Genomic DNA, 11989 nt, shown 5'->3' on the forward strand with positions numbered 1-11989 from the left:
GCTGGCTCTGCGATCAGAGCCCGCCGCGCACAGGTCCCATCGGATCAGAGTTCTCCTCGTTTGTGGCCGCCCCCCGGCGTGGGAGACTGTTCAAGGAGGCCCATGGCGGAGGCGAGGGAAACGGCTACGGCGCGGCGGCTGACACCGAGTTTGGCGAACAGATTCTTGATATGGAACTTCACGGTCGCCTCCGTGATACCGAGGTCGCGGGCGATCTGCTTGTTTCTGTGGCCGGCGGCCATGAGAGCGAGGACGCCGAGTTCGCGCTCCGACAGGAGGCCCAGACCTGGGCGCTCCAACCCGCCGCCGCCGAGCGCCAGAACGCGGTTGAGAAAGGCCGCGATGTCAGAGGGAAAGGTCGCCAGACCCGAGCGCCGCATCAGGGCCCGCACCAGATCGCGAAAGCTCTCGCCTTCCGCCACGAAGGGCTCCACCAGATCGTGCTCCAGCGCCAGCGATGCGGCCTCGATCAGGGTCTCCATTCCTGCGGCTGGATCGTGGCCGGCATGGCAGGCTTCCGCCAGAACGATCCGGGCGCTCAGTCCGGTCAGCGCGTCGTCGTCGTCCTGCGTATGAGACACAAGGTCGAGAAGCAGGCGGCGCGCTTCATCGCTCTCGCCTTGCTGCAGGCGGAGCCGGGCGAGCGCGACCTGCGCGTCGCGCATCTCGCGGCGCGTCGGCCATCCGCCCTCGCCCGGCAGGGCGCGGGCGGCCTGTTCGGCGGCCCCAAGCGCGCCGGCTAGCGTCAGGAGTTCGACGCGCAGGATCGTCACCACGAGATCGAGGCGCGGCAGGCGGCGGTCCTCGGCGACGCGCGCGGCACGATCCGTGATGCGCAGCGCCTCGTCCAGGCCCTTCAGCCGAAAACGGCACCGTGCCCAACTGACGAAGCCGCGCGCATAGAGATCGACCCAGCCCTCGCCCGCCGCCACGAGTGGCAGGCACTCCTCCAGAATACTGTCGGCGGCGCGCACGTGGCCCTGGCGGTAGAGCGCTTCGGCCAAAGGGATGCGGGCGATCGCCAGCAGCGTCTCGTCATTACCTTGCGTGCGCCGAGCGAGGTCTTCGGCCTGCCGGCTGAAATGGGCTGCGGCCGCCAACCGACCGCCCATCAGGTTGACCAGCGCCAGATGCACCAACATGAAAGCCTGCGCATAGGGGGTGCCTTCGCTGCGGTAGCATTCCAGCGCTTTCAGCGCGTGAAGCCGGGCCCGCCTCAATGCGCCCTGCCGCGTATGGGCAATACACAAATGGTTGTGCAGCCAGCCGAGCTCCCAGGTATCGCGCAGGCGCTGCGAGCGCAGGCGACTCTCCAGCCACTCGATCTGCTCAGGCTCGAAGCGACGATCTTCGTAGATGTCGAGAAGCGAGTCGATATGGACGACGACATGCTCGGGCAATTCGGCCTGGCGGTCGTCCCGCGCCAGCGCCTTCAACTCGTCCATCGCCTCTCGCGCGGCGAGAATTCGGCCCTCTTTGGCCAGAACCAGGGCGGCGCAGAGGCGCAGGCCGGGGGATGCCTCGATCACCTCAGTGGGTAGGCCGTCCAGAAGCCGGCGCAGCACCTTGTAGCCCGCCCGCAGAAAGAGATCGACGCCGCCCGCCGCCTGGATCGTGTGGGCGGCAAAGCCGAAGTCGCCGGCATGGCCCGCATGGAGAACCGCCTTTTCGATAAGGCCTTGGCCGGCGAACCAGGCGGCTGCCTGCGAATGAAGCTGCCGCGTTTCCTCGGCCGCCAGATCGATGCGCAGGACGGCGCGCATCATGGGATGGCAGGCGAACCAGTCCGCCCGCTCGTCCAGCGGAAGGAGAGCGGGCACGAGATCGTCCAGTTTCTCGGGCGAACGTCCGTCGGCGGCCCCGGCCAATTCGCAAATGAGACGGCGCGGCGCTTCGCCGAGACAGGCCGCGACCGACAGAATGGTCGCGTCCCCTGGCCCTGTCGCAGCCAGGACCTCTTCCCGCACGAAGCTGCGAATATCGGGATGGGCACCACTGCACACCCGCTCCATTTCACGCTCGTCACGTCTGCCCGAAAGGGACAAGACGGCGAGCCTGACCAAGGCCGGCCATCCGAGCGTGGCCTTGCAGAGCCGATCCAGGTCCCCCGGGCTCCAATGGGCCGCGAGACGCCGCGTTTCCGCCGTCGTGAAAGCCAGATCGGCGGGGCCGAAATCGCTGAGAAGACCACGGATTCGAAAGCGCGAGATGGGAATGCCGGGATCGTGGCGCGAGGCCATGACGAGGCTGATGCGATCGGGCAGCATCTCCAGAAGGGGTCCGAGCAAAGGCCCATGAACAGGCGCGACGCCATCCAGAAGCACGACGCTGCGTTGCGCCGGAATGGCGGCAATGGCCTCGATCACCGTATCCAGCGAGATTTCGGCGTCTGCGGCCAGGTCGGCAAAGCCGAAGGCGGCGGCGAGCGCGGGCGCAAGCGGCTTGCGGCCGAGGCGTGCCATGTCTAGCCAGCCGACCGGCACCCCGTCCATCCGCAGCGTCTGGTAAAACGCGGCGAGAAGCTCGGTCTTGCCGTAGCCTGCGGGGGCCAGAACGCGCACGATCTGGCCCTCGACAGCCGATCGAAGGCGCTCGATCAGCGAGCGCCGTTCGATGATGTCGGGCATCCGGCGAGGCGGGCGGAACGCTTCCGACGCGAGCCCCCAGCGCTTGTCTGTCGAATTCATGCCATCGAATGCCCAACCGCCTTCCGTCGCAGAAGTGCTGCACTGGAGGGCGGCCGACATCAAGGTTCTACGTCTCCGACAGCGGGCGATACGCGTGCTTCAGGCCGAAGGCGGCCGGGCCGAAGATCGCCAAGGCCTCGGGCGTGCGCATGATCTCCGGCACGCGCACGGCCAGAATGTTGACGCGCTGGCCATAGCGCAGGCGCTCGGTCGGGATGGCTTCCGCCGTGTCGAGATCGAGAATGGAGATGAGGTCGGGCACGACGGCCAGCACCTGGCCACCCTGCTCGGCCACCAGATTCTCGTTCTGGATTTCCACCAGGATCGGATCGGCCCCCGGCTCGAAGGGCTCGATGCGCACCGTGCCGACCGACCAGCCATTGACCTCGCGCCGCGAGAGATCGCCCACCTTGCCCGCGCCGATGAGCCGCGCGCAGCCGTAATGCGTGCCGGCGAAGAAGGCGACGAGCGCCGACACGGGGTCGCGCCGCGCCGCTTTCGCCTCGCGCAGCGTACGCCCGATGCCGACGGCGAGCGACATCGTGCCCGGCACGGAAACCCGGCGCGCGCTCGCCCCGTCCATCCCGTAATTGGCGACATAGGCCTGGCCGCCCATGCGGATGGTGAGCCCGCGCGCGATCCATTCGGCCTGCGCCGCGCTCGGCGTCTCGATGACGGAGACATTGCCCTTCTCGTCGGCGATGGCGGTGGGGCAGGCGGGGACGCCGTAGACGTTGAAGGTCTCCATTTCGAGCTGGGGAAAGGCGCGGCCCATGCCGTCCGCGTCGATCACCGGCAGGCCGCGCCGGGCGGCCACCGCGATCGGCACCATGGAATTGACCCCGCCCGCCTCGAAGGGCATCACCGCTTCGATGCGTCGCCCGGTATGGCGCTCCCAGGCGGCGAAGGCCGTCTCCATCTCCTCGCCGCCCGGCAGTTTCTCGATCAGGATGGTCGGCGCGCCCATGGCCCCGCAGGCGACGACCTGCGCGCCATCGGGTACCTCGTCCAACGACAGGAGGCGGACGGGGCCGGACTCTTCCAGCGCCGCGCGGGCCACCAGCTTGCCGATATAGGGATCGCCCCCGCCGCCCGTGCCCAGAATGGCCGCGCCGACGGCCAGATCGTCGAGATCGTGAATCGTGATCTCGCGCATCACAGGGCCATGGTTTCGATCGGCACGAACGGATGGTCGAGCCCGAAGCAGGACGGGCCGAACACAGCGAGCGCCTCCGGTGTGCGCATGATCTCGGGCACCGCCACCGCCATGACGGAGACACGCTGGCCATAGCGCAGGTTCTCGGTGGTGATCGGCTCGGCCGTTTCGGAATCCATGATGCAGATAAGATCGGGCACGATGGCCTTCACCACGCCGCCGACGCGCGCGATCAGGTTCTCGTTCTGAATCTCAATCTCCATCGTGCCGGAAAAGCGCCCCAAACCATCGATCCGGGCGTGCCCCAGCGAGAAGCCGTTGCGCGTTTCGCGCCTCATATCGGCGATCTTGCCCGTGAAGATGATGCGCCCGTGATGGTAGAGCGTTTTGGGCAGCAGCTCCAGCAGCGCCTCGAACGGGTTGAGATGGCGGCTCTTGGCCTCGCGCAGCGTGCGGCCGATCCGCATGGCGAGGGTCAGCGTGTTGGGAATGGCGGTGCGCTTCACGTCCGCGCCCGACATCGAATATTCCGCGATATAGGCGCAGCCGCCCATGCGGATGGCGACACCGCGCGAGAGCCATTCCATGTCCCGGTTGTCCCGCGCCATGATCAGCGCGTGGTCGCCATCCTCGTCCGAGACGACCATCGGGCTGCCCGAAACGCCGTAGACGCCGAAGGTCTCCATTTCGAGCTGGGGAAAGGCGCGGCCCATGCCGTCCGCGTCCACGATGGGCAGGCCCAGCCGCGCGCCGACGACGAGGGGAATGGTGGAATTGATGCCGCCGATCTCGATCGGCATGGTGGCCTGCGCCTTGCGACCGAGATGGCGCTCCAGCACTTGAAGCGAGTTCACCGCCTCTTCGCCGCTCGGAATCTTCTCGACCAGAACGGTCGGCGCGCCCATCATGGCTGTCGGGATGACGAAAGCCTCGTCGTCGAGGTCGGACGGATCGATCACCTCGATCTCCAGCCCCTCGTCCAGGCATTGCTGCGCCATGAGACGGCCGACATAGGGATCGCCCCCGCCGCCCGTGCCGAGAAACGCCGCGCCCAGCGCCAGATCCTTCAGGTCTTCGGAATTCAGCTTCATGGTTCAGGCTCCGATCACGAGATCGCCGACGGCCTTGACGCGAATGCGCGTGGCCGATCCCGGCAGGTAGGCGAGCGGCACTTCCTCGATATCGACGATCTTCACCGAGCCCGCCGAGGCGCCGGCTTTCACGGCATGGTCGGCCGCTTCCTTCTTGGCGCCATCGAGAACCGCGTCGCGCGAGGTGCCTTCCAGCGAATAGATGCGGTCCACCTCGCCGCCGACCTGTGCGATGGCAGCTCCGATGGCGTTGGCGACGGACGCGTTTTCCGGCCGGATGACGCGCGAGGCGGACGGCAGATCGCGAGACACAAGAATGGACCCGCCGCCGACCAGCACGACCGGCAGGGGCTCGGCCGAAGTCTTCATCCGGTCCACCGCCTCGTCCACCATGCGATGCATCGTATCCAACGCGGCGTTGACGGTGGCGGCCGGGATATGGGCGACGCGCGAGCGGTCCCCGATATCCTCCAGGCCCGCGGCCACCACGATGTCGGTCGTGGTCAGGGTGTCGCCGCCGAAGACCAGCGCCTTGGAGGTGATCTCGTAGCCGACCGAGTCCGGCCCGATGCGCCGGCCTTCGTCGCGCACGCGTGAGCCACCGCCAAGGCCGATCGCGAGCACGTCCGGCATTCGAAAATTGGTTCGCACACCCCCGATATCGACGGCCACCGCCGACTCGCGCGGGAAGCCCTGCATGAGCATACCGACATCGGAGGTCGTGCCGCCGATATCCACCACCATGGCTTCTTTCTCGCCGGCCAGCATGGCCGCGCCGCGCATGGAATTGGTGGGACCGGAAGCGAAGGTCAGGACGGGATAGCGCTCGACATGCTCGGGCGTCATCAGCGTTCCGTCGTTCTGGCTGATGAAGAAGGGTGCGGTGATGGCCATGTCGCGCAGCGCTTGCCGGAAGGACGCGACGACATGGCGCGACAGGTCGGCGAGGCAGGCGTTCATGATCGCCGCATTCTCGCGCTCCAGAAAGCCGACGCGGCCGATCTCGTGGCTGAGCGAGAGCGCGATGCCCGGCACTTCCTCGCGCAGGATTTCCGCCGCGCGCTGCTCCATGATCGGCGTGACCGGCGAGAAGACGGAAGTGACCGAGGCCGCGCGCAGGCCTTTTTCGCGGATTTCGCCGGCGATCCGCAGGATCTCGCGCTCGTCCAGCGGGGCGATCTCGCGCCCGTCGAACTCGTGCCCGCCGCGCACCATGTAGCGATGGCGGCCGAGCGTGGTGGCGAGATCGTCCGGCCAATCGGTCATCGGCGGCAGGGCGCGGGTCGCGGGCAAGCCGAGCCGGATCGCGGCGACCTGCAACAGGCGGCGGCGCTCCACCACGGCATTGGTGAAATGCGTGGTGCCGATCATGACGGCCTGGATGGCACCGGCGTCCACCCCGCTGAGGCGCAGCACCTCACGCAGAACGGAGACGACGCCGGACGAAACGTCGGCCGTGGTGGGAGACTTGCAGGCCGCGACAACGCGCAGGCCATCCATCAGGGCGGCGTCCGTGTTGGTGCCGCCCACGTCGATTCCGATCCGCATGGGGTGATTCCTCGAAGATTGAAAGAAAGGTCGGGTCCGATCGCTCAGCCCGCGAGCGCCTCGCAGCGGCTCGGGTCCCAGCCCGCCAGAACCGGCGTGCCGGGCGGGAAGCGGCGCTGGTGCAACTGGTTCTGCCGCTCGGCGGTGAGTTCGACCCCGCCGATCGCGAGGCGATAGCGCACGATCGGCCCCTGATAGGTTTCCGATAGGATCGTCGCGGGAAAGCGCACCGTGCCCGGCGGCAGCGCCTGCGCATCGACCACGACGTTCTCGGGCCGCACCACCAGCTTGGCCGCCCGATCGGGCGCGACGCCCGCGCCCGCCCGCGCCTCGAACTCGGCCCCCGCGAACCGCACATGGGCGCGCCGCTCTGCCACCGCGCCGATCTCGACGTCGATGAGATTGGAGTGGCCGATGAAGCTCGTGACGAAGAGCGTTTCGGGCCGCTCGTAGATATCTTCGGGCGTACCGACCTGCACGAGGCGCGAGCGCTGCATGACGCCGATCCGGTCGCTCATGGTGAGCGCCTCGTCCTGGTCATGCGTGACATAGACCGTCGTGATGCCGAGCGAGCGCTGGAGGTCCTTGATCCAGAACTTCATTTCCTCGCGCATGTTCTTGTCGAGCGCCGAGAGCGGCTCGTCCAGAAGCAGGATGCGCGGCTGCGTGACGAGGACGCGGGCGAGCGCCACGCGCTGCTGCTCGCCGCCCGAGAGTTGGCGGGCATAGCGCTCGCCGTAGTTCCTGAGGCCGACTTGCGCCAGCACGGCCTCGACCTTGCGTCCGATCTCGGCCTTTGGAACCTTGCGCATCTTCAGGCCGAAGGCGACATTGGACGCCACGTCCATATGGGGAAAGATCGCGTAGTTCTGAAACACAATGCCGATGTCGCGCCGCTCGGGGGGCAGGGCGGTCACGTCGTCCTCGCCCAGCCAGATGCGCCCCTCGCTCGGCTCCACGAAGCCCGCGATCATGCGCAGCGTCGTGGACTTGCCGCAGCCCGAAGGCCCCAGCAGCGAAAAGAACTCGCCGTCGCGAATATGCAGTTCGACATTGTCGACGGCGCGCGAGGCGCCATAGCTCTTGGTCAGCTTGATCAGCCGGATGTCGGTCACGGGAGCAAAATCCTGCGAAGGGGAGCGAGACGGGCGGCTGAAGCAGCCGCCCACGCGGCGGCGTCAGGAGGCGAAGATTTCGTTCACGGTTTCGACGATATCGTCCTCGTGTTCGAGGTAGCTCTTCCAATCCGGCATGAAGAGCCCGTCCAGCGCGTTGGCGGTGTTCTCGACGCCCTGGCTCAGCAAGCCGGCGGGGAGCTTGGCGTCACGATTGGTCGGGCGGTAGAAGAAGACCTCGCCGACGGCGGTCTGATAGGCCGGGTCCAGCGTGCGATCCACGAGGGCGAGCGCCAGCTTCTTCTGCATGGGTTCGAGATACCGGCTGACGGTCTTGGTCTGCGTCAGGATGGATTTGGGATTGTCCCAGATCCAGGCATCCACCGGCACGCCCTTGGCCTTCTGGAGATAGACCTCGCCGTCGTTCTGCACGGCGATCTCGACCTCGCCGCGCTCCACCAGCGCCTGCATGTTGCCGGTGAAGTCGGAAATCTTCATCGGCATGGCGGCGCGCATGGCCTCATAGCCGGCGTCGAGATCGTATTGATCCTTGCCGAAGTTCATCGCGCTGGCGATGAAGAAGTCCATCTGGAGCGTGTTGGTGGTCACATAGGTGCCGCGCTTGCCGGCATAGCGCTCGGCCCAGAAATCCTTGAAGCTGGTGGGCGGGGCGAGGCCCGTGTCGGTGCGGTAGACCCAGCAATAGCGCGAGAAGGCCCAGGTGACGCCCAGCCCGTTGGCGGTCGCGAAGGGCCAGACACCCTTGGCGTTCGGCATGTTCGCCAGAAGCTCGTCCTGCGGCAGGAAATAGTCGCCCGCGCCCGCCGTCTTGAACATTTCCGGCAGGTTCCAGTTCGTCACGGCATAGGCCGGGTTCTTCGGCCCGCCCGCCACGAATTTCGGAAACCAGGGGAATGAGCTGTCGTATTCGATACGGCAGTTGAAGTCCTTCTCGAACTTGTCGAGCAGGAGCTTGCGCTGCGTTTCCTGCCAGAATCCACCCCATTCGGCGATCCGCAGGGTCGCGCCGCCGGCATCGAAGACCTGACCGTCATAGGTCACGTCCTGCGAGAAGGCGTGATTGATCGAAAAGAGATTGGCGCTCGACGCAACGAGGCCGAAAGCAGCCCCTGCCTTGAGGATCTGCCGGCGGTTCGGGCGGGGAGAGTTCATGTCATGCGTATCGGTCATGGCCTGTCTCCGGGAGGGGAAGAGGAAACTTGCGCTCAGCGCCCGCCGAACAGGCGGCGGAAATTGACGAGGCGCGAGGTGAGGATGGTGGAGGCGATCACCAGAAGGATCGCGAAGATGCCGGCTGCGGCCGCCGTCGGCTCGAAGCGGTAGCGCAGCGATGTGTAGATCGCGATCGGCAGCGGCTGCGTGTCGGGCGAGGCGAGAAACAGCGTCACCTCGAACTGGCCGAAGGAGACGATGAAGGCGAAGAGCGCGCCCGCCGAAATGCCCGGCCGGATGATCGGCAGCGTCACGGAGCGAAACGCGGCGAGGGGCGAGGCGCCGAGCGAGCGGGCCGCTTCTTCCAGCGAGCGGTTGAAATCCACCAGCGCGGCCGAGACGGTCGCGATCACGAGCGGCGTCGTGACGATGACATGGCCGATGAGCAGGCCCGTGAAGGAGCGGGCGAGGCCGATGCCGCTGGTCGAGAAGAAGACATAGAGCGCCAGGCCCAACACCACGCCCGGCAGAACCAGCGGCAGCACGAAGAGCGTGCGCAGGATAGGGCCGAGCGCGCTGGTGGTGCGCGTCAGCCAGAGCGCCGCCGCCGTGCCGATCAGCGTTGCGATCAGCGTGGTGACGAAGGCGAGCTTGAAGGAGAAGAGATAGGCCGGCACGAAGGTCGGCGAGGTCAGGAAGGCCCCGATCCAGCGCAGCGACAGGCCCTGCGGCGGGAAGGTCAGGTAGTCGCCCGCGTTCAAGCCCGTCAGCACGACGATCAGGACGGGTACGAGGAGAACAGCGAGCGCCAGGGCCGCGCCGATCTTGAAGGGAAGCGGGATCGTTTCGCCATCACGCATCAGGCGCGCCCTCCGGCGGTGAGCCGCGCGGCGGCCTGATAGAGAATGACGGCCAGAAGGCTGGTCAGGAACAGGATGGCGGCGATGGCCGCGCCGAACTGCCAGCGACCGGCTTCGGCGATCTGCTGATAGATGTGAATGGGCAGCGTCACGACCTTCCAGCCGCCCATCAGCGCCGGCACGACATAGGAGGAGATGGCGAGCGCGAAGACCAGAAGCGAGCCCGACAGGATGCCCGGCATGGACAGCGGCAGCACGACGGCCCGAAAGGCCGCCCAGCGCGAGGCGCCGAGCGAGCGCGCCGCTTCCTCGAAGGAGGGCGGGATCGACTTGATCACCCCGATCAGCGAGATCACCATGAAGGGCAGCGTCACCTGCACCAGCCCGACCACGACGCCGAACAGATTGTACATGAGCGGCAGCGGGCCGGACACGAGGCCGGAGGCGACGAGCGCGCCGTTGATCAGACCGTTGTCGCCGAGCAGCACCATCAGCCCGTAGAGCCGGATCACCATGTCGAGCTGCATCGAGGACAGGACGAGGATCATCAGAACCGCGTTGCGGCCGGGATGCTGCGTCTTGGCGATGACGTAGGCGAGCGGATAGCCGAGCGCGAGGCATAGGAGCGAGACGATGACGCCGATGCCGACCGAGCGGCCGATGGCCTCGTAATAGATCGAACGGGTGAAAATGCGGGCGTAATTGTCGAGCGTCAGCGCCGGAACGAAGGCGACCGAGCCCGACACGCTCTTGTTGAAGGAAATCGCAAAGAGCGAGGCCGTCGGCAGAATGAAGAAGACCAGAAAGAACAACGTCGCGGGAACCGCCAGAAGCCAAAGCGCAAGACGCGGGGCTCGGCGTCGGCTTGTGCCGGGTAAGACGGCTCCAGGCCCCGCCGTCTCCGATTGATGCGTGAGAGTCTGCGTTCGGTTCATGTCGCGCGCCCCCTGACCCCGCTCATTGCGCCGCTGCGGCCAAGCTGGCGCGAAGCGCTTCGAAGCCCGCGACGTCCTTCTCGGGCGGTGGGGGATAGGTCAGCGCGCTGTGGGTCAGGTTTGAGCGCGCGAGGGCGGCCGCGATATGGACCGCATTGGGGATCGGGTCGATGACGGGAATGTCGATCCCCCCGGCGAGGAGCCCCGCGCGCACCGCGCCGGCGCAGCCGAGCAACCCCGTGCATCCGAAGATCACGGCTTCCGCACCATCCTTCTCCACCGCGAGCCGCGCTTGTTCCACGAGGAGACGCTGCGTGGCGTCGAGATCGTCTTCCAAGGCGAGGACCGGGATATCGACGGAGCGCACCGATGCCATGCGCGACGCCAGGCCATGGAGCGCGGCGGCGTTTTCGAACTGTGCGCGCAAGCGGCGCATCACCGTGACGACCGAGAAGCGATGGCCGAGCATCGCGGCAACATGCATGGCCGCCTGAGACGGCCCGATCACCGGAATGCGCACCATTTCGCGCGCGGCGCGCAAGGCCGGGTCGGCCATGCAGTCGATCACCACGGCGTCGACACCCTCGCGTTCCGCCTCCACGATCCGGCGGATCGTGTCGGGCGCACAGATGGCGGTCTCGAATTCGCTCTCGATCGACGCCGGCCCCTCTTCGATCTGCGAGCCGCTGACCTTCAGGCCCAGGCCACCGAGCGCTTCCAGCACGGCGGGCGGACGGAAGTTGCGGGCCGTGATGGGGGAGACGATACGGACATGAATGGGCCGATCGATCATGCAGGCCTCCTGTTCGATGCATCGATGTTGCGAGACTTGCGAGCGATCCGAAATGGGGTTGAGGGATAGGTTAGGACAAAATCGGGATAGGTTTAGGTTAGGTCAAACCATTCCCAACCTATCCTGTGGGGTAGGTATTCAAGGGAAATCTGCCTGTGCCGCTCAAGGATCGAGCATGATGATCCCACATGTCCAATCGTTGGGCAGGCAGGTCTGTCGCCCTTGAAACCGAAGACGGCCATGGAAGCTTGCTTTGGAAAGAGGGCTTTTCGTTCGATTAGTTCGCGAACTGCCAGGCTTTCCTGGAGGGCCTTCTGATCGCGCGCATCCATGCGGGGCTGATGCGTGAAAGGGAGCAGGGCTGGATCCTGAGGCGTCGACGAAGCCTGACGAATGCACGCAAGCAGACAGCCCGTGAGACGTTGGGAAGGGGCAGTCGCGAAACTCTCCCATGACTAGGGCCTGTTAGCGTCTGAAGCCGACTCTATGTCGTTGGCTTTTCCGATGAGGAGAAGTGCGCAGATGCTGAGCGACGAGCAATGGTCTGATCTGGAACCACTGATCGAAGCGTGCCGCCCGCATGCGAAGGTTCCGAGACTCAGCTTCACACGTACCCTGTCGCCAATCCACA

9 protein-coding genes are annotated in these 11989 nt (G+C 66.4%); all 9 read right to left on the reverse strand.

From position 1 onward, the window contains the following. Positions 1-44: 44 nt before the first annotated feature. Positions 45-2687, reverse strand: coding sequence for a LuxR C-terminal-related transcriptional regulator (locus NS365_RS01630; RefSeq protein ID WP_058598540.1), 2643 nt, complete (start codon positions 2685-2687; stop codon positions 45-47). A 67-nt stretch (positions 2688-2754) separates the two neighbouring features. Then, positions 2755-3843, reverse strand: coding sequence for a DUF917 domain-containing protein (locus NS365_RS01635; protein ID WP_058598541.1), 1089 nt, complete (start codon positions 3841-3843; stop codon positions 2755-2757). Then, positions 3843-4934, reverse strand: a complete 1092-nt coding sequence (locus NS365_RS01640) for a DUF917 domain-containing protein (protein WP_058598542.1) — start codon at positions 4932-4934, stop codon at positions 3843-3845. Before NS365_RS01640 ends, NS365_RS01635 begins: the two co-directional genes overlap by 1 nt. 3 nt (positions 4935-4937) lie before the next feature. Further along, positions 4938-6482, reverse strand: a complete 1545-nt coding sequence (locus NS365_RS01645) for a hydantoinase/oxoprolinase family protein (protein ID WP_058598543.1) — start codon at positions 6480-6482, stop codon at positions 4938-4940. Positions 6483-6526: 44 nt separating this feature from the next. Next, positions 6527-7597 (reverse strand): ABC transporter ATP-binding protein, encoded by a 1071-nt coding sequence (locus NS365_RS01650; RefSeq protein ID WP_058598547.1) that lies wholly within the window; start codon positions 7595-7597, stop codon positions 6527-6529. Between the two features lie 63 nt (positions 7598-7660). After that, complete coding sequence (locus NS365_RS01655) at positions 7661-8788, reverse strand: ABC transporter substrate-binding protein (protein WP_058598544.1); 1128 nt, start codon at positions 8786-8788, stop codon at positions 7661-7663. A 35-nt stretch (positions 8789-8823) separates the two neighbouring features. Beyond that, a complete protein-coding gene (locus NS365_RS01660; protein ID WP_058598545.1) occupies positions 8824-9630 on the reverse strand; it encodes an ABC transporter permease in 807 nt (268 codons plus the stop codon). Continuing rightward, positions 9630-10442, reverse strand: coding sequence for an ABC transporter permease (locus NS365_RS01665; protein ID WP_244498327.1), 813 nt, complete (start codon positions 10440-10442; stop codon positions 9630-9632). Before NS365_RS01665 ends, NS365_RS01660 begins: the two co-directional genes overlap by 1 nt. Before the next feature lie 145 nt (positions 10443-10587). Continuing rightward, positions 10588-11358: an aspartate/glutamate racemase family protein gene (locus NS365_RS01670; protein ID WP_058598546.1), complete on the reverse strand. Its 771-nt coding sequence runs from the start codon at positions 11356-11358 to the stop codon at positions 10588-10590. Positions 11359-11989 lie beyond the last annotated feature (631 nt).

The sequence above is a fragment of the Aureimonas ureilytica genome, assembly GCF_001475935.1.
Classification (GTDB): Bacteria; Pseudomonadota; Alphaproteobacteria; order Rhizobiales; family Rhizobiaceae; genus Aureimonas; species Aureimonas ureilytica_A.